19 protein-coding genes are annotated in these 18,633 nt (G+C 51.1%); 5 read left to right on the plus strand and 14 right to left on the minus strand.

Going from position 1 to position 18,633, the window contains the following annotated elements; all coding sequences use genetic code 11:
* Nucleotides 1-38: 38 nt before the first annotated feature.
* Nucleotides 39-917, minus strand: a complete 879-nt coding sequence (locus tag PJDR2_RS30535) for a LysR family transcriptional regulator (protein ID WP_015847612.1) — start codon at nucleotides 915-917, stop codon at nucleotides 39-41.
* A 123-nt stretch (nucleotides 918-1,040) separates the two neighbouring features.
* On the opposite strand from PJDR2_RS30535, the gene PJDR2_RS30540 reads away from it, so the two are divergent.
* Nucleotides 1,041-1,781, plus strand: coding sequence for an SDR family NAD(P)-dependent oxidoreductase (locus PJDR2_RS30540; protein ID WP_015847613.1), 741 nt, complete (start codon nucleotides 1,041-1,043; stop codon nucleotides 1,779-1,781).
* 2 nt (nucleotides 1,782-1,783) lie between these two features.
* Here PJDR2_RS30540 and PJDR2_RS30545 read toward each other — a convergent pair whose 3' ends face one another.
* The 4 genes from PJDR2_RS30545 to PJDR2_RS30560 all read right to left on the minus strand — a co-directional run bounded on the left by PJDR2_RS30545 (nucleotide 1,784) and on the right by PJDR2_RS30560 (nucleotide 6,924).
* On the minus strand, nucleotides 1,784-2,932 hold the full coding sequence (locus tag PJDR2_RS30545) for a Ger(x)C family spore germination protein (protein ID WP_015847614.1): 1,149 nt from the start codon (nucleotides 2,930-2,932) through the stop codon (nucleotides 1,784-1,786).
* A gap of 13 nt (nucleotides 2,933-2,945) precedes the next feature.
* Nucleotides 2,946-4,406 carry a spore germination protein gene (locus tag PJDR2_RS30550; protein WP_015847615.1) on the minus strand — a complete coding sequence of 487 codons (1,461 nt, stop codon included), beginning with the start codon at nucleotides 4,404-4,406 and terminating at the stop codon, nucleotides 2,946-2,948.
* A complete protein-coding gene (locus PJDR2_RS30555; RefSeq protein ID WP_015847616.1) occupies nucleotides 4,403-5,497 on the minus strand; it encodes an endospore germination permease in 1,095 nt (364 codons plus the stop codon). Before PJDR2_RS30555 ends, PJDR2_RS30550 begins: the two co-directional genes overlap by 4 nt.
* A gap of 137 nt (nucleotides 5,498-5,634) precedes the next feature.
* The gene (locus PJDR2_RS30560) at nucleotides 5,635-6,924 is read right to left on the minus strand and encodes a hypothetical protein (protein WP_015847617.1); all 1,290 of its coding nucleotides are present in this window, start codon (nucleotides 6,922-6,924) and stop codon (nucleotides 5,635-5,637) included.
* 123 nt (nucleotides 6,925-7,047) lie between these two features.
* On the opposite strand from PJDR2_RS30560, the gene PJDR2_RS30565 reads away from it, so the two are divergent.
* Complete coding sequence (locus PJDR2_RS30565; RefSeq protein WP_015847618.1) at nucleotides 7,048-9,546, plus strand: choice-of-anchor A family protein; 2,499 nt, start codon at nucleotides 7,048-7,050, stop codon at nucleotides 9,544-9,546.
* A gap of 64 nt (nucleotides 9,547-9,610) precedes the next feature.
* Here the strand turns inward: PJDR2_RS30565 and PJDR2_RS30570 are convergent, their stop codons facing one another.
* Both PJDR2_RS30570 and PJDR2_RS30575 read right to left on the minus strand, forming a co-directional pair.
* Nucleotides 9,611-10,381: a DODA-type extradiol aromatic ring-opening family dioxygenase gene (locus tag PJDR2_RS30570; RefSeq protein ID WP_015847619.1), complete on the minus strand. Its 771-nt coding sequence runs from the start codon at nucleotides 10,379-10,381 to the stop codon at nucleotides 9,611-9,613.
* 26 nt (nucleotides 10,382-10,407) lie between these two features.
* Nucleotides 10,408-11,052 carry an alpha/beta hydrolase gene (locus PJDR2_RS30575; RefSeq protein WP_015847620.1) on the minus strand — a complete coding sequence of 215 codons (645 nt, stop codon included), beginning with the start codon at nucleotides 11,050-11,052 and terminating at the stop codon, nucleotides 10,408-10,410.
* A gap of 155 nt (nucleotides 11,053-11,207) precedes the next feature.
* Between PJDR2_RS30575 and PJDR2_RS30580 the strand changes: the two genes are divergently transcribed.
* Nucleotides 11,208-11,756 carry a helix-turn-helix domain-containing protein gene (locus PJDR2_RS30580; protein WP_015847621.1) on the plus strand — a complete coding sequence of 183 codons (549 nt, stop codon included), beginning with the start codon at nucleotides 11,208-11,210 and terminating at the stop codon, nucleotides 11,754-11,756.
* A gap of 236 nt (nucleotides 11,757-11,992) precedes the next feature.
* Complete coding sequence (locus PJDR2_RS30585) at nucleotides 11,993-13,486, plus strand: DHA2 family efflux MFS transporter permease subunit (protein ID WP_015847622.1); 1,494 nt, start codon at nucleotides 11,993-11,995, stop codon at nucleotides 13,484-13,486.
* 56 nt (nucleotides 13,487-13,542) lie between these two features.
* Here the strand turns inward: PJDR2_RS30585 and PJDR2_RS30590 are convergent, their stop codons facing one another.
* On the minus strand, nucleotides 13,543-14,514 hold the full coding sequence (locus PJDR2_RS30590; RefSeq protein WP_015847623.1) for an iron-hydroxamate ABC transporter substrate-binding protein: 972 nt from the start codon (nucleotides 14,512-14,514) through the stop codon (nucleotides 13,543-13,545).
* 142 nt (nucleotides 14,515-14,656) lie between these two features.
* On the opposite strand from PJDR2_RS30590, the gene PJDR2_RS30595 reads away from it, so the two are divergent.
* A complete protein-coding gene (locus PJDR2_RS30595; protein ID WP_015847624.1) occupies nucleotides 14,657-15,184 on the plus strand; it encodes a YfiT family bacillithiol transferase in 528 nt (175 codons plus the stop codon).
* A gap of 25 nt (nucleotides 15,185-15,209) precedes the next feature.
* Here the strand turns inward: PJDR2_RS30595 and PJDR2_RS30600 are convergent, their stop codons facing one another.
* From PJDR2_RS30600 to PJDR2_RS30625, 6 genes are all read right to left on the minus strand, one after another.
* Entirely contained in the window at nucleotides 15,210-15,587 is a 378-nt protein-coding gene (locus PJDR2_RS30600; protein WP_015847625.1) for an MmcQ/YjbR family DNA-binding protein, read from the minus strand.
* A 2-nt stretch (nucleotides 15,588-15,589) separates the two neighbouring features.
* Nucleotides 15,590-16,270, minus strand: a complete 681-nt coding sequence (locus PJDR2_RS30605) for a YdeI/OmpD-associated family protein (RefSeq protein WP_015847626.1) — start codon at nucleotides 16,268-16,270, stop codon at nucleotides 15,590-15,592.
* Nucleotides 16,233-16,733 (minus strand): SRPBCC family protein, encoded by a 501-nt coding sequence (locus PJDR2_RS30610; protein ID WP_015847627.1) that lies wholly within the window; start codon nucleotides 16,731-16,733, stop codon nucleotides 16,233-16,235. Before PJDR2_RS30610 ends, PJDR2_RS30605 begins: the two co-directional genes overlap by 38 nt.
* A gap of 132 nt (nucleotides 16,734-16,865) precedes the next feature.
* On the minus strand, nucleotides 16,866-17,441 hold the full coding sequence (locus tag PJDR2_RS30615; RefSeq protein WP_015847628.1) for a GNAT family N-acetyltransferase: 576 nt from the start codon (nucleotides 17,439-17,441) through the stop codon (nucleotides 16,866-16,868).
* Nucleotides 17,442-17,562: 121 nt separating this feature from the next.
* On the minus strand, nucleotides 17,563-17,997 hold the full coding sequence (locus PJDR2_RS30620; protein ID WP_015847629.1) for an SRPBCC family protein: 435 nt from the start codon (nucleotides 17,995-17,997) through the stop codon (nucleotides 17,563-17,565).
* Nucleotides 17,998-18,143: 146 nt separating this feature from the next.
* Nucleotides 18,144-18,629, minus strand: coding sequence for a MerR family transcriptional regulator (locus PJDR2_RS30625; protein WP_015847630.1), 486 nt, complete (start codon nucleotides 18,627-18,629; stop codon nucleotides 18,144-18,146).
* Between the last annotated feature and the right edge of the window lie 4 nt (nucleotides 18,630-18,633).

Genomic DNA, 18,633 nt, shown 5'->3' on the forward strand with positions numbered 1-18,633 from the left:
ACTATCGTTTCCATATCATTCCTTCTCTATGCAGGGGTCTAAATCCTTTCCAAAGACTGCCTTAAATTCTCGTAAAGTTTTGCGGCTGCCGGAGATAACGGCGCGGTACGGCTGGCCAGCCCCATCAGCATGTCTATCGATACGTCCTGAAGCTCCCCTATTTGCGTACCTCCGGGCAATGGCTCCAATGCGGAAAGCGGAACAAGGGCGATGCCAAAGCCGCTTGCCACGTAATGCCTTAACGCCGTCATGCTGCCGATCTCCATCGTCTCGATCGATAGAGGCCCGTTATCCTGCAGAACCCTCTCAAGCTTCTTCCGGTAGGGACAGGTTGCCGCCGTGATAAGCAGCCGGTGCCCTTCCAGGTCGCTAAGCTTGATGTGTTCCAGGCCGGCTAGCGGATGATTCACCGGAAGCAGCAAAACAAATTTTTCTTGAAACAGAGGGTGAAAATATAAATCCTCCACGGTCTCCGGCGCAGAGCATAGCGCAAAATCCAGATCGCCTTGTCTCAGTCCGTCCACCAGTAAAGGCGTGCTGGCAATCTCAAGAGATATCTCTACCTTCGGATTCCCGTTCATAAATGCCATAAGCAGCTGCGGCAGCCTGCAGCTGGCCGTTGGCTCCGTTACGCCAAGCCTAAGCTTCCCGGCTTCGCCGTTTTGCAGCTCGGCCAGATTGCTCTGCAGCCGTTCCATCCGGCGGACAATATCCAGGGATTGCTCATAAAACAGCCTTCCCGCTTCCGTCAGCAGGATCTTCTTCCCCCGTTCAAACAGTTGTACGCCTAGATCCGCCTCCAGCCTCTGAATCTGCATCGTTACCGTCGACTGGGCGTAGCTCAGCTCCGCCGCCGCTTGATGGAAGCTGCCATGCCGGACAATGGCGTGCAGGGTCTTTAAGGTCTTCAGATCCATTGGCTTCTCCAGCTCCTTTAGATGGATTCAATTTTATTGAATAAACCATTCATTTTATTCAATTATACAAATCGTACAGCGACTTATACAATGACATTAAATGAAGAAGCAGGAGGTTATCAAATGGAACTGAAGCATAAAACAGCGCTTGTAACCGGAGGAGGAACGGGAATCGGACGGGCGACCAGTCTGGCATTAGCCAGTAAAGGAGCGGCTGTTGCCGTCAACTACTCCCGTTCCCGGCAAGAAGCAGAGGAAACCGTACAGCTTATTCAGAGCCTGGGCGGAAAGGCGATGGCCATTCAGGCGGATGTATCGAAGGATCAGGAGGTCAAAGACATGGTCGAGATTATCGTCCAACGCTTCGGCACCTTGGATTTGCTAGTGAACAATGCCAGCATCACCCGCCACATTCCGTTCTCCGACCTGGACGCCGCAACCGGAGAAGTGTGGGACGAGCTGTTTGATGTCAACGTAAAAGGCATGTTCTTTTGCGCAAGAGCAGCTGCTACCCGCATGAAAAAGCAAGGACGGGGCGCCATCGTTAATGTCGGCAGCATCGCCGGTACAACCGGTTTAGGCTCGTCCTTGCCTTATGCGGTATCCAAAGCCGCCGTCCACGGCCTTACCAAATCCCTCGCGCGGGCTTTGGCTCCGCATATAAGAGTCAACTGCGTGGTGCCGGGCGCCGTCGCGACAAGATGGTGGGCCGGCCGGGAGGAGCAAATGCTGCAGCTCGCCCCTAACCTGCTTCTGCAGCAGATCTCAACTCCGGAGGATATTGCGCAGCTGATCTGCGCTTCGCTGGAGCAGGAGGCCATGACCGGCCAGATGATCACCGTCGACGGCGGCCAAACGATGTAGACCTATTTCACAATCTCCTTATACTTCCCTGTGCTTGCAATCTTTACGGTAACCTGCACGCGGCCAAGGGAATGCTCGTTCAGGAAAAAGAAGCCTCCCTTGGTCAGCTGGTGGAACAAGCGCGGACGCTCCCGGTACAGCGTCTCTTCCAACTTGAAGGGATCGCAATGTTTCGCCAGTCCCATCAGGTATGTCTCTCTAATCTCAGCTACTATAGCCTTCTCTGCTTGCTTTTCCATCTCCGCAATCGTTGCATTTTCGGAATCTCTGATCGTTCCTTTTGCCGTAACCTTAAGATCAAACTTGACGTCCCCGTTGCTCTGTACCTTCGGAATGACTTTCATCCAGGGATGCGCGAATAGGATAGCTCCTTTATGACCGTCCTCCAATGGCACTTGAAGAGTTGTTCTATTGATTTTTTCCGTAGCCCATCTCAGTCCCTTGAGCTCCTCCAAAGACATCCAATTTACTATTCTGCCCTTATCGAAAAAGTACGCCCCATTCATCTCAAACATCCCGCGTCCGGCTTTTTCCTCCAGCCATGTGTGCTTGTTAATCGAAATGGAAGGGATGTAAAGCGAGTTGCCGGGCTCATTCATATTGGCGATAAGCCGGTTGCCGTAGGAGGCAATGACATAAGGACTTTGGCTGCGGTTCTGCACGCTTGTGTACATAATGGTATCAAGCGGGGACAGATTAAAAATCGATTTTTGCGTCAAAATGTCCTCCATCTTCTCCTTCGTGCCGAATACTAGCACGTTATAACGGACCTCGTAATGCCTGTTTAACGTCGCGTATGTTTCTTTCCCGCCTCGCCTCATCAGATTCTCGCTTAGAACCACCGCCTTCAGATGACCCCAGAACAATGGAAACTGCGAGGTTTCGTTCGTATCGGCAAGCGAGAGAGCAAGCGTCTCCCCGTGCCCCGTTCCGATCCAGATCGGCACCTTCTGGCCCAGCGACGTATTCTCGGATCTCGCGATATTGGAGAAGTTTAGCACCTGTACATACGTCTTATATTCGCCGTTCACGTAATCCACCCCAAGCGCGGTGACATAAGCCATATTTTGAATATCCCTCGAGTTCGCGCAGCTTGGCAGAAAACCAACGACAAGCAAACAAACAAGCATCCTTCCGATAATTAACCGCATCCTATTCCACTCCTTACCGCTCGTCATCCTGATTTTGCAGGACGCCCGGACGCCGTTTCATTAAGAACCAAGGAAGCCGGAGGAACGAAGCTACAACATCCTTGATTTTTAGAGGCGATAGAGGAGCAAGATAACTTACCCCAAATGACTTCTGGCTTCCCAAAAGCGCAATGAATAGGACGATCCCGAGGATAACCCCATACATGCCGAGGAAGGAAGACAGCAGGAAAAAGAACAGGCGGATAATACTGACGACCGTACTTAACGACTGATTGACCAGCGTTACTCCCGAGACCGCGGTAATCGCGCCAATCACAACAACCGACGGCGACACCAGCCCCGCGCGGATCGCGGCATCGCCAATGATGAGACCGCCAATCGACGTTAAGGTCTGACCGATGGAAGTCGGCAGCCGGACACCGGCCTCACGGAAGATCTCCAGCAGCATTAGCAGGATAAACATCTCGATCTGCGCGGAGAACGGAAGGCCGAGGCGGGATACCGATATGGTTGCCATAATCCGGAACGGCAGCTGATCCTGATGAAAGGCCATTAGCGCGACCCAGATTCCCGGCAGGAATACTGTAATGAAAAGACTGAAAATACGAATCAGCCGTGCAAAGGAAACATAGGTGTAGTTGAAATGAATATCCTCCGGCGATTTAAGCAGCAGGCTTAATCCGGCTGGTCCTACGATAACTAACGGGTTGCCATCCATAACAATAAGAAACCTGCCGGAGAGTAAGGCATTAACGCAGTAATCGGGTCTCCCCGTATAATCCAGCAGCGGGAGAAGCTTGTACCTCGAGCCGGTTAAGGCCTCCTCCAGCTGGTTAATGCTGTAGAGACCGTCCGTATTGATAGACTGCAGGCTTTTATGCACCGCATTTAATATTTTCGGACTAATAATGTCTTCGAAATAGAGCAGGGACAGTCTTGTCTTCGTCCGCTTGCCGATTGTGTATTCCTTCACGTACAAGGAATGGCTGCGGAGCCGTTTGCGAATGAGCGCCACATTGACGGACATATCTTCAATAAAGCCGTCTTTGGGGCCTTTAATGGAAATTTCCGTGCTGGATTCGCTTGGCATCCGCTGCGGGCGGTCGCTGATTCCCATATTGAAATAACGCTTCTCCTGAACGAAATAAAGAAATAGTCCCCCCTCGAATACAATTTCATCAATATCTTCCTCGGTAGGGATTTCTTTATAAGTGAACAGAGACAGCCGGGAAATCATCTGGTGGATGTCTTCTGCCGAAGCCTTTCCCGACGATTCGTAATACTCGGTAAGAACAGGCAGGACAAACTCGTGAATCTGCCCCGTATCGCAGAGAGCATTCGCGTACACGAGTACAACGGAAGGCTTGTCGCTGGTTCCGAAGCGGCATGGCTTGACGAATACGTCAGCCGATCCCTGATATAGCTGCTTCAATCGTTCTTCGTTCCAGCTTACGCTGCCTGCGGGTGCCGTCATTGTGGCTCATCCTTCCGGTATGGTTTGGCAAACAAGGTGATGACCATCCATATCAGTGTTACAACCAGCAAAATAACAAGTGAAATAGGTAAAAACACTTTGTACATCCACTGGTAATAGGAATAATCATTCGTGCGAATGATTCCAACATAAATGTAGCTGGCCATAATAATAGCCGTTGTCCATTTGCGGACTCTCCCCGTCATCTTCAGAGCATCGGTCAAGAGATACACCGCGATGCAAATGCGGATGCAAGCCCCCGACATCCATTGAAAGATCGAGAAGAAATCGACATGCTCGATATATTGCCCCACCTTCACGAGACGCCACTGCTCGTAAGGGGAGGTCATCTGATTGGCAGCCTCCCTAGGACCGAATTCGGTAATGGCGCCAACGATTGGTCCCAGCATGATTCCTACGATAAAAAGGCTGTAGCCGAGGATGTGCCATGTCTTGATCTTTTCGCTAAGCCTATGCTGCAGCAGAAGCAGAAATATAACCTCGATATAACCGCTTGACGCATACAAAATGCCGTTGGCAACAGGCTCCCACCCGTGCTCCAGAATCGGAGTCAGCAGTCTGTAGTCTTTTTCCGAGTGGTTAAAGACACTGACGAATACCCCCAATACGCAGACAATGGGAAACAAGACGCCCGCGGTTACCGCAATAGAGCGGAGACCCCATACCGTAATGAAAAAGCAGATAATAACCAGAGTAAGGACAAGCGCCAGCGCCGGGGAAGCCGGCAGGTAGTTGGTTGTATTCCACTTCACGGTATGGAGAACGGTTGTTGCCCCGATCATGTACAAAATGACGCAGACCGGAATAATCAGAATCCATGACACAACGGGATGAGTCTTATCCGAAATCCACTTCCGCCACTTCTGTTGGCCGGATTTTTTCATCATCCAAGCAAGCAGCAGGCACCATACGACAAAAACGGCCCCTGTCACGATAACCGTAATCCATGCATCCCGCCCGGAAGCATCCAGCAGCATCGGATTAATGATGACATGATCGATAAGACCGTTGGTTAAAGCAAATATCATAAGCAACTGGACGATATTGATTTTGCTGGCCTTTCCACTCATAAGCTAATCATTCCGTTCCTGATCTCCCCTTCGTACGGGGAAAAAGATATGTTATTCATTCCCAACAACGATGCCAAATTATTCATGGAAACAAGAAGAAGGCTCTCCGGGTAGGAGAGCCTTTCTTTAATGCCCTCTTAGGGCCTATGTTCAATTAACGGCTTTAGCCGGTTCTCCCAGATCCACATCGGATTGTATTGCCGGCGGATCATGGTCTTGGCCCGAATAACTTGATTATTCTCCATCAGACTTGCGATTCGTCCCGCATGCTCGCGCAAATACGCCTCCTCCGAGGGATGGTAGGTCTCTCTCGTATCCATGCCGAACCCCCTTGCATTCCACCTCATAAAATACGCTTGAAGCCGGTTGCCCAGCTCCTCCAGCGCAGGCACCGCCTCGTTCAGGACAAGCATATTGCCCCGGCTTGCCGCCTCCAGCACAATAAGCCCAAAGGATTCCGAATAGGAGGTGCATAGAAATAAATTGCTCAACGTAAACAGATCCATGACCCCCGAATGCGGGAAGCCGTCCGGCCAACCCAGGTCCGAGGTGAATGCAAGATCTTCCCCGCCAAGACCGTATAGCTCTCCTTCGCTTCGGATTCTCCGTTTGTAAGCAGCCGGTTCGATATCGAGAGACGGAAAATCGCAAAAGATCATCTTCACCCGTTTACCCGACACCGATCCTATTGCCCCCAGAAGCGCAGCAGCTTTCTCCATCTGCTTGCCTGTCGTGAGCCGGCCCGGATAAACCGCCAGAATGTCCGGTGACAACAGATCGGTCCGCGTTCCAAGCCGCTGTACCTCTTCTCCCATTTCGCCAAACAGATTCAGGCTGTTCGGGATCGCCCTGCATCGCTCAAGCGGGACCTTGTACTGCTCTGCGAGCGCGGGTAATCCCGATTCGGCCGGGTACAGATAGGTGGTATTCGGCAGCGGCAGAAATCTTGCCGAGAGGGGCCAGTCCATCCGCTGCGGCCTGACGGCCGGATAGGAATGCGTCATGGCAAGGAATCTAAGCCGGGGCAGCCGGACCTGCACCTGACGGACCGCAATATTATGAACGAGATGCCAGCCCTGGTACAGAATATCGTGGAGAAATACAACCTCCACATCCGATAAAGCCTCGTATAAGCTGTCTGCAACGGCCTCTGCCTCCTGGAAGAAGCTTGGATGAACCCTTCCCGTAGGCTGCGTATAATCCACCCAATGAATCTGCTTGCCATGCAGCCGGTTCGTTATTTTGATCCATTCAATCCGCTCATCGCTATAGATGCCGTACCGCTCGGAATCCGGGCAGTCTTGACTGACGAGCACCTTAACGCCTACTCCGCCGCCAAGCAGCATTTGCAGATGCTCCTCCACAACGCTGACTAAGGAATAGGTCTTCGACAACCCGTTGAACATGGTCAGAATCGCAACCTTCAACGCTCGCCCCCCTTTTTTTCGCGTAAATACTGTCTTGTATGCCTGAATATTAGGGATTATGCATAGGTATGTAAGGTGTGCATACAGAGGGCTGATTACCGTACTTAGGAGGGGATAACGAAAATGGCCTGTGTCAACCTAGGGATAGCCAATGGCTTCAACTTGTTTTTGTTTGGCGATCATACGCAATCCTTCGTTGATTCGGAGGGGAGGGTAGCCGTTGGCGGCAATGCGACTTACAACAGCTATGGGATAGGCGATAAGCTGCCCGTATCCACAACAAGATCGGATCTTATCGTACGGGGAAATATTGATATTACGGGGGGAACAAACTTCGCAGGGAATACCGTGATATTCCCTGCCGGCACGGTCATTAATTATACGATGACCAATAATAACGGTGTACCCGGCCAACCCCTGGTAAGTACGCCAATTGATTTTGACGGGGCCGAACAATCGCTGGCACAGTTATCCCTTAACCTTGCCGCCTTGCCGGTAAACGGATCCGTCGTCAATAACTTCGGTACAATCTTCCTCATCGGAACGGATCCGGCTCTTAACATATTTATGTTTAACGGCAACAACGTGGACGGCAACGGGTTGAAGCTGGATACGGCGAACGGCATTAACATCATAGCTCCGGCAGGCTCAACCGTTCTCATTAACGTTGGCGATGATAATGTGGGGTTCGGAAGCTATCAGATTTTCCGCAATGGGGCTACCCCCGATCCTTCCGAAGGACAATTCATTCTCTGGAACTTTTATCAGGCTACCACGGCTTTTAACCAGAACCTCTCGATTCTTGGTTCGGTACTTGCCCCATATGCGAACTGGGAGGCTATTGGCTTCGGCAATATTAACGGCACGCTGGTCGCCCAATCGCTTACGAATGTAGGCGGCACGCTAGAGGCGCATAATATACCGTTTATGGGCTGCCTGCCGGGTACGGTCGGACCGACGACTTCGACAACAACAACAACAACAACAACAACGACTACCACTGCCAGCTCAACGACCTCCACGACGTCAACGACATCAACAACTTCGACAACAAGCACCACGTCAACGTCGAGTACATCAACCGCCGTTCCTACTACTTCAACGACAACAACAACGACCACGACGCCTGTGCCAACGACAACAACCACAACTTCTACCTCTACAACGACACCGGCCGTCATTACGGGACCAATCATTACAGCGACCAAAACGCCTAATGTCTCAACCGCGCAAATCGGGGACACGATTACTTATACGATTACTGTCACTAATGTAGGCACTGCTCCAGGAGAAGCTTTGTTAGTCGAGGTCCTTCCTCCGGGCGTTCAATTTATTCCGTCCAGCTTGTTCATTGACGGGGGCCGATTCAGCGGCGTAGATATTACAGAGCAGGTCGTCATTGGCATAATCAACGTAGGGCAGGTTGTGACCATTCAATTCGAGGCTTTTGTTGCGGGTTATCCTCCAAACGGACAAATTACGAATGCCGGCTTTGTTGTTACCGTCCCGCCAGGCACCGTACCGGCAACCTGTACGCCGGGTGATGTATCCTTGACCACTACGCAAGGCGTCACTCCCGTTCCCGGACTTATGCTCCCTGTGCTTCCCGTCTTTAAACCGGGCGTAACGCCAGCGCCGGGTCAAGTACCTAACCTTGGACCGATCACCGGCCCTAGCGGAAACGTCCTGCTTAGTCAGCAGGTTACCGTTCCAGGCATTACGCTTACGCCAATTGTCGGCTTGACCGTACCGGTTCTGACAGGAACCGTTCAGCCGATTATCTCAACCAGCTTTGTCACGGTTCCGAATACCCCAGCTCCAAATGCGCCTAATCTTCTTGTATCCAAGGCCTTCCTTGATATTTCCTTATTCGTGGGGCAGCGGATTACGTACACGGTCTTTGTCGTGAACAATGGCAACGCCGTGTCGGGAAGAACCGTATTCACCGATGTCCTGCCGTCAAACGCTTTATTTATACCGGGTACCGTCAGGGTCAACAATGTCCTTAGGCTGGATGCGAATCCGAACGAAGGCGTTAATCTTGGCCCTATCGCTCCGAATCAGAATGCCTTTATCCGGTTTGACGTGCTTGTAAGGGGCAGCGGCTCCTTGACGAACACAAGCCAGGTAAAAGCCGATTTCCTGCTGCCGAATCAACAGATTGTCTCGCGGACGTTCCAGTCCAATACCATTACGAATCCGGTCAGCATGATCCGGGCTTCCGACTTTGCCACTTTCCTCAAAACAGCGGATGCGCAAATCGTGAAGGTCGGAGACAGCTATCATTACAATGTCATGCTTACAAACCTGTCAACGGATATTACGGCAGCCAACGTCATCTTCTACGATCCGCTCGACAACCAGCTGCAATTCGTGTCGGGAAGCCTTACCGTTGACGGTATTCCGCAGCCCGACCCTCAAGCGGGTATCCCGCTTGGCACCATTGGTCCGGGCTCAACCCGGAGGTTAACCTTCCAGGTGAACGTTCTGGCTGAACCGGTGGGCGGCATCCTTATTAACCTGGCGGCTGTTCTGTTCGAATTCCGCTTCGGAACGTCCTGCTTCCGGGCCGGTCTCCTGACCAATACGGTACGGATTATCGTGGAGGAAGAAGAGGAATAAAGCATAGGCTGAACAAAAGCCCAAGACCTTTGCTTAACAAGGGTCTTGGGCTTTTTTGTGTTGATTATTCAAATTCCCAGCAGCTGAGGCTTAGATTACCGTATTGGTAACTGCGGTGAAGCAGCTTCGCCTGGCGGGTGCCGTCCCCTGCGCCCATGGCCAGCAGGAGCGGAATAAAATGCTCGCTTGTCGGTACCGCTTGCGCCGCATAGGGAGCTAATGCGCGATATTGGAACAACGCATCCGTATCCCATGCCTCCAGATGATCCTGCAGCCATTGATCAAAGCTTGCCGCCCAATCGTCCACGCCATCCGAACGCCAGTTCAAAGCCCGCAGATTATGAACGGTTCCCCCGCTTCCGATGATCAGAACATCCTGCTCCCGAAGATCGGCAAGCGCTTTGCCGATCTGATACTGCTGCTCGTTCGTCAAATAACGGTTCACGGATAAAGCAATAACCGGGATATCCGCATCCGGATACAGGAGCTTCAGCACCGCCCAAGCTCCGTGATCCAGGCCGCGTTCTTCGTCCGTTACCGCCTGTATGCCCTGCGATTCAAACAGGGACACGATGCGGTCCGCCAGAGAACGGTCCCCTTTCGCCGGATAAGTCATCCGGTACAGCTCATCCTGGAATCCGCCAAAATCGTAAATCGTGCTGTACGTCGAAGCAGCACTAACTGCCTGTACATTCTCCTCCCAATGGGCCGAGAACAGAACAATAGCCTTTGGCTTCGGATGATTAGCAGCGAAGGATTTCAGAAATTCCGTGTAGCTGTTATCCTCTAACACAATCGATGGCGCGCCATGCGCAAAGAAATACGATGGAAGCATAATCGTTCACTCCTTATAGATATGATTTACATTCTTGCGTCTTCCTTGATCCATTGCAGGAAATCCCGCTGATTCTCTTCGGTAACGCCATGATCGGACTTATACGTTTTGAAGGTAAGCTTGGGGGCAATCTCCCGGAAATAAGCTTCGTTCTCGTATCCGATGCTGACCGGGAATACCGAATCATATTCGCCGTGCGATATAAAGAAAGCTACCTGCTCCACGCTTTGCAACGCATATTCTTCCTTCACAAAACCGGGCACATAACCGTTCAGAGCTATAATTCCTCTCAACTCACTGCCCATTGTAAGCGCCAGCGTCATCGCCAGAATCGCCCCTTGGCTGAAACCAAGCAGATAGCGTTGCTGCGGATCTATCGGATATTGGGCCGTTGCTTCCTTAATAAAGGCTTCCAGCTGCCCGGCTGCTTGATCGAATAAGTCACGAACCGGATTGCCGAGGCTTTTGAGCTCATAATATTGATAACCTGCTCCAAGCCGGAGATTGCCCCGGATACCGATAATAATGAAGTCATCCGAAAGGGATTCAACCAACCCGTGCATATTCCGCTCGTTTGAACCTTTGCCATGAAGCGTAAAAATCGTGGGGTACGTTCTGCCCGGCTCCAAACTGGACGGCAGATGAACATCATACTCAAAGACTGCATTCATTGGACAACCCTCCATTCGCTTCAGATATATTAGTAATGTGAATATTTATTTTATATAAGAAATATAACGCTGCGAGTACTAGCCTGTCAATCGGAAAATTGTTAATATAAATATTAGTTATGTATGACTAATATTTTTGAGGAGTGAGCTGCGTCATGGATATCGGCTCCGCCATTCGGGCTATCCGTAAACGGAAGAACATCACGATTGCCCAAATATGCGAAGAAACCGGCTTATCCCAAGGTTTTATGAGCCAGGTCGAAACGAATAAAACTTCACCGTCGATCACAACGCTGGAGAGCATTGCGAATGCGCTTAAGGTTCCGCTAGCCTATTTGCTGCTGGACAAAAAGGAAAAGATGCAGATCGTCCGCAAGGATGGGCGCCGGATAACGACAAGCGGGCCGGACAAATTGAAGGTCTCCCACCTGAGCTCCACCAAAAATGTTCATATGATGATCGTTGAGCTTCCGCCCGGTGCATCAACCGGAGAAAATCACGCCCATGAGGGCGAAGAAGTCCATGTCGTTATCCAAGGAACGATCTATATCGAGCAAGGCGAGGATGCCGCCGAATTAAGCGCCGGCGACTCCTTTAGCTGGAATGCATGCACCCCCCATACGGTGAAAAATATTGGGAGGGATACCGCAATAGTCATGATCTCGGTTTACACCGAATCCGATCCTTCGAAGGCATTTCTGTAATCGAACAAAAGGGCACCCCGCAGGGCGCCCTTTCTTCATTTACAACAAAATAAATTATACACATTTGTTACCGCCTAACGCCCTTTTCTCGGCCTAGCACCCTGTGATAAAGTGGAAATTGGGCCAAATAAAGATCCTCGGAGGGGAAAACATGGACGCATACCGTCCGACGAGCCTAAACAAACTAACATACATACCTTTTCGTTGAAAAGCGAAGGAAAGGAAGGCCATTATCCATGAATGCTTCTCATGCTGGCGGATCCAGCTCTGCCCCCGACTTAACGAATATTAAGCGCGGGCCCATTATCGCTACAATTATAATTGGCGCTTTTATCGCCATTCTGAATGAAACACTGCTAGGTAACGCGCTTCCGGAGTTAATGAAAGCCTTTGAAGTTGGCCCTTCAACCATTCAATGGCTCACAACGGCTTATATGCTTGTTGTAGGCGTACTCGTTCCGGTAACGGCATTGCTTCAACAATGGTTTACAACCAGGCAGATGTTTATAGGCGCCATGACCTTGTTTTTCGCGGGTACGGTTATTTCGGCCGTTGCTCCCGAATTTGGCGTTCTGCTTGTAGGACGGATTGTTCAAGCCATCGGGACCGGTTTGATGCTTCCCGTATTGATGAACACCATTATGGTTATTTTCCCTCCTGAAAAACGCGGGGGAGCCATGGGTCTGATCGGGCTTGTCATTATGGCGGCACCGGCCATCGGACCCACTCTGTCCGGTGTTATTATGGACTCGCTCAACTGGCGCTGGCTGTTTATTCTCGTTATTCCTCTTGCGGCTTTGTCGATTATCTTCTCCTTTATGTTCCTGAAGAACGTATCGGATATTACGAAGCCTAAGGTGGATATTATCTCGATTCTGCTTTCCACGATCGGCTTCGGCGGACTTGTATACGGCTTCAGCTCGACGGGCGAGAAAGGCTGGTCGGATCCGGTGGTTATCTGGACGATCGCCGTTGGCGCGGTAGCGCTCATTATCTTTATCTTGCGCCAGTTGAGACTGGAGGCTCCGATTCTGGACCTGCGGGCTTTCAAATCGCCGATGTTCTCCATCGTAACGATCCTGCTCTTCGTTCTTATGATGACATTGTTCTCGACAATGACGCTGCTTCCAATGTTCCTGCAAGGCGCACTTCTGATGACGGCATTCACTTCCGGCATCATTATGCTTCCGGGCAGCATTGTGAACGGCATTATGGCTCCGATCTCCGGTGTATTGTTCGATAAATTCGGTCCTCGTATTCTTGTAACGCCTGGCCTTATCCTTGTGGCGATCTCGCTATGGATGTTTACCGGTATCGATGCCACGGCAAGCAAAGGACATATCATCATGATTCATATTATTATGATGGTTGGTATTTCCCTTGTGATGATGCCGGCTCAAACCTCCGGTCTGAACCAGCTGCCGCGCCATCTTTATCCGCATGGTACGGCGATCCTGAACACCCTGCAGCAAGTATCGGGTGCTATCGGCACAGCGCTGTTCATCAGTATTATGAGTAACGGCACCAAAGATTATCTGAAGACTTCCTCCGATCCGGGCTCGCCGGCTGAGCAGGCTCACGGTATGGTCGCAGGTATTCATGACGCCTTCTGGATTGGTCTTATTGTCGCCATTGCTGCCATTATTATCGGTTTGTTTGTGAAACGCACCAAGCCGCCTGAAGGTGATCAGGGAGCGGAAGGCGAGAAAAAAGTAAGCATGAGCCATTAATTTAGTGAACAAAAGCGCCCTCCAGATGATTCTGAAGGGCGCTTGCTCTTTGGAGCTTATTTCAGGAAGCCTTCTTTGAAGATTGCAAGCAGGCTTTCCAACGTAGTAGGATCACTGTAAGACGATGCTTCCGTATCGATTTCGATAACATGGTTGTTTTTAACCGCAGGGATGTTCTTCCATGTGTCCGTATTCATAAAGGCATTGTCGTTCGCGCTGCTTCTGCTGAGTACGATATAATCGCCCGCATATTCAGACAACAGCTCCTGCGACAAAGTGTAGTAGCCAGGTCCTTGAGCATCCTTCGCTACCTTCTCAGGCATTTTCAGACCCATTGCTTGGTACAATACTTCCGTGCCGCGTGCCCAATGGTCGCCAAATACGTAGAAGCTCTTCGCGTCCGTCTCAATGACGGATACGGTTGCATTCTCGCCGATCTTGGCTTTAATCTCGTCGCCAATTGCGGCAGCACGGGATTTGAAGTCGTCAACCCAAGTTTGCGCTTCTTTTTCTTTGCCAAGAATCTTGCCGATTTCCAGCTGCTGGTTCAGGTAATCAAGCTTCCCCCAAGTAAAAGCAACCGTAGGAGCGATCTCGCTTAGCTTGGCAACATTCTTGCTCTCTGTCCCAACCACAATCAGGTCCGGATCCAGCTCGATGATTTTCTCCAGATCCTCATCGGATACGACCTCAACGCCTTTCAGCTTGTCGGTGAAGAGCGGGCTCATGTTGGTCCATTGGTCTACGCCAACAATGTTAGCGCCCATGGAGATCATATTCGGTGCGTAAGCCAGTGCTACGATGCGCTTTGGATTAGCGGGAATTTCAACCGGGCCGCTCTCGGACTGGTAAGTAACCGTTCCGGATGCCGGCTGTTCCGCCGCAGCGGATTCTGTTGCCGCAGGTGTTTCGGCAGCTGCCGCGGAACCGTTATTTGCATTGTTCGTGTTGTTGGTTTTGTTGCTGCCGCATGCGCTAAGAACAACAACAAGTACAAGCAGCATAATTGCAGGAATAAACTTTTTCATGGTCTAGCTCCTTTTATTTTTGAATGGCATTAATTACGATAATGATTCTCAATATCACATTGAATAACTATAAATGGTTATTGAAAGTCTGTCAATGTGTGCAAAATAAATTTCAAGTTGCGAAAGCGGAGGTTGTTTTTACATGAGCACGGACAAATTGCGGTATCCGATCGGGCCTTTCGAAGAAACATGCGACCCATCGGCCGAGCAGCGCAGCAATTGGATGAAAGAGATTGAGCGGATGCCGTCGCGGCTTCGGAAAGCGGTGGAAAGCCTGTCCGAGGATCAGCTGGCAATTCCTTACCGCCCCGGCGGCTGGACGATCCGGCAAGTCGTTCATCATCTGGCGGATAACGATATGAACTCCTATATCCGGTTCAAGAAAGCAATGACCGAGGACAATCCGGCCGCTTCCACGTACCGGCAGAACATGTGGGCAGAGCTTAACGACTACGAAGCACCCATTGAGGACTCGCTTGTTCTGATCGAAGCGCTGCGCAGCCGGTTTGCCGTACTGCTGCAAGGGATGCAGTCATGGGACTTTGCAAGAACATTTACGAGCCCGACAACCGGACTTATGACGCTGGATACGGCGATACAACGCTTTGAATGGCATGGCCGGCATCATCTTGCCCAAATCAACTCATTAAAAAAGCGTATGGGCTGGTAGCCCATACGCTGTTTACTTATCTCCGTTATCTTGCGACACTTTCCAACACCTGCTTCACCAGACGCTTCGGCGCGGCCAGCAAATAAGCTTCCTGAATAAGCACGGTCAGCTCATCCCAATTCGGACCCGCTTCCATATCAACGGATACCCAGCCATGATGGCCGATATAAGGCGTCTTGACATAGCCGCCCTGCTCAAGCAGCAGGTACTGCTGCTCCTTTGTCGCTTTGATCGACAGGCTCGGCAGGACGCTGTTATGCCCTTCCCCCATCATAATGAAGGTTTTGCCCTTTACCTTCATCACGTCATGCCCAAATCCGTCAACGATTTGGTCTACCTCCGGCAATGCGGAGCAAATGCCCTGCACCCGCTCCAGCATCGCTTTCCCCAGCTCCGTCTTCATCCTTATCCCTCTCTTCTCCGGTACAGGTCTATACTCTTGTAGCCTTCTCCCAGAACAACCCTCATCTCGGCTTTCCGTTTGGCTCTGGTCTCCTCTTGTACGGCACTAAACACATAACGGGCCCAATCCTTGCGGTACCCCGGGGTAAGCGAACGGAAGAACGCCAGAGTCTCCGGATTCTCCCGAAGCTCCTCTTCTACCTGGGACACGAGAGCCTCGTAGTCGGTCACACTCTGGCTTGGCTTCTTAGAGGATGATGCTCCCTTCTTCCGGGCTTCGGACTTGAAGCCTACAACCGTAAAGACGTCATCCAATCCCACCATACGCGCAAATTTGATCTCGCTGTTCCCGATATAGCCATCTTCCTCGCTCGCTCCCAGCCCTTCAAACAGACTGTCCCGGTGAATGTAGGTCGGATACGCTTTATTGCCCTTCTTCGGATAGGCGGCATACAAATAACCGCTCTCCTCCAGATAGTTCTTCTCTATAATTTCACTCATCAGCTTCTGCAAAGAAGGCATATCCAGGACAAAAGCAAAGATCAAGTCATAACGGCTGCCCGCCTGCAGCTCTGTTTCGTACTGCTCCAAGCCTGCCAAGGCATCATTGCCCTCCGGCTGATGAAGAATTGCTGCTTTTTTATACTTATGTAAATTCAACTTCTCCACGATCGTCTTGCTCATGGGTAACCTCCGATTCTTTCACATGCGCATAAGGCGCTTTGTCGTGTACGAGACCGAGCTGAATGCCATGCTCCAGATAGGCCTTTGCTCCGCATAATACAATCGTGAAGCCTTCCGTTGAACCAATCGCCCGCTGCACGATTTCCTCTGCTTCTCCCTGGAAGCCGGAATCGGTAACGGTCACAAAGGTTTCCGATTCGGACAAGGCGGTAAACGTCCATTCGGCTCTTGTTCCCCAGTCGATGACAATGCGTTTATTCGTCTCAAGCTCCAGTACGCGGACCGGTGCCGAAGCTCCGTACATCTCCCAGAACCACTCAACCTGACTGCCCGCTTCCAGCTTTCCGCTGCTTCCCGTAAACCAGAACTTCGTTGTAATAGCCGGATCGATAAAAGCCTCATACACTTCGCTCACCGGACGCCTGATCATCATTTCCGCTTTAGCTGCTATTGTTGTTGCCACCGTCGAACCTCCCCCTGTCGTTTACTACTTCCTTATTTCTATATTGGCCGGCAGTGAACCTGCTAAACCTGCTGCAAGCGGCCGTATACCCGATAATTTTGCCAGTCCTCTTTTGAGGAGTGGCTTCTTTTATTATTTTTCCAGCTTTTTGTAAACCGCCTTTATGAATCCGCCAAACACTTCATGGCTGTAGGTGAAGCCGTGCTTCAGGTAATAACGAAGCGCATCTTCATTGCCATTCGATACATAGATGAACAGCAGGTCAACGCCCGGAAAGCTCTCCAGCCATTCTATCGAAGACTCGAACAGCTTTTTGCCCAGTCCCATGCTCCGGTAGCCGTCACGCAAATACAAATTGCTGAGGAAGCCAATCTTCTTCGGAAGCTCTACCCAGTCCGGGTAAAAACCCATGCTGTCAGCCAAATCCCGGTTAGGAGCCCAAGCGGGAAGCTTATCATCCCCTGGCTCCAGATCTTCTACCGTCGAGAACGCGTAGCCAACCGGTACGCCTTCATCCCTCACGATTAGAACATGGGTATGAAGCGCACCGTCATAGCTTCTGCGCATCCGCGTATCAAAGTTCATCCGGTAGAATATTTCCGGAGCCATGACAGCCCTGGACTGCTGGAAGGCCATCAGCTCGTTGCACAGCTCCCGGCAAGGCTCAATGTTGCCATCCGTTACAACCTCTATCGTTATGTTCGTCATGTGCTGCCCCCTGCGTGCTCTTCCTTTTGTATAACTAAAATACCGTGAACGGCTATCCCAATGCAATCGGCTTTTGGGCGCAAAAAAAAGAGCCTCTGCCTAGAGACTCTTCCTCCATGTTCTATTCAAACAGCTTGCCCAGCGCATTCAGCATTTCGCCTGTGCCATGCTCGCGTATCTCCGGCGTATCATGCCCGTCGAAGAAGGCGCCTTGCTCGGTGAATACCAGCTTTGTTCCGCTGTCCACGGGGAACAATTCGATTGTAGTCGTCGAAACGGACATCCGCGTGTCGTTCATATCCAGCGTGTACGTGTAGACAATACGCTCGGCCGGTACAATCTCCTGATAGACCGCGTCAAAGGTAAAGACCGGTCCCTCCGGCGGCCCGCCGCTGCTGTACTCGCGCCCGCCTACCCGGAATTCGAATTGATCGGGCTTCGAGAACCACTTACCCTTTACCTCCGGATCGGCAAAAGCTTCGAATACCCGCTCCGCGCCAGTCTTGTAAGTACGTTCAACAACAAAGGTTGCATGCTTAACAAATCTTTCGGTCATAGTGAATGATCCTCCTTAAATGAATTGTGAAGCAATTCATGCTTCGTAAGCGTAAACTTAATGAATTGTGAAGCCATTCATGCTTCGTAAGCGTAAACTTAATGAATTGTGAAGCCATTCATGCTTCGTAAGCGTAGTCCCTTCGATTACGGCTCGTCTTGTCCCCGCTCAAGCAGGCTGCCCAGCTTGTTCAAGTGCTGCTCCCAGCTGACGCGCCTCTCAAGCACGGGCTTCTCGAACTCCATCTTCATCGCCTGCAGAAGACCCGTAAAATCATCCACCGTCAGGCCCTTCTTGCCGATGAGCAGCTTGGAGGCATGCTCCAGCTGTTCAAGCAGCTTCTGCTGCCGCGTTATCTGCTCTTTGATCCGCTGCTTCTGCAGCGTCACCATCTCCAGAGGGCTGATCTGCTTCGCCGATAAGGTCGCCTTAATCTCTTCCAGCGACAAGCCCAGCTCCTTCAGCGTCAGAATCTGATGCAGACGGGACAGATCGGACTCGTCGTACAGCCGGTGACCGGAATCGGTCTGTCCCGACGGCGAGAATAAGCCGATCTGATCGTAGAAGCGCAAGGTTCTGACCGTCAGCCCCGTCATTTTGGCGAGGTCTCCAACTTTCCAAAGATTGTTCATGCTC

This window comes from Paenibacillus sp. JDR-2, assembly GCF_000023585.1.
GTDB lineage: Bacteria > Bacillota > Bacilli > Paenibacillales > Paenibacillaceae > Pristimantibacillus.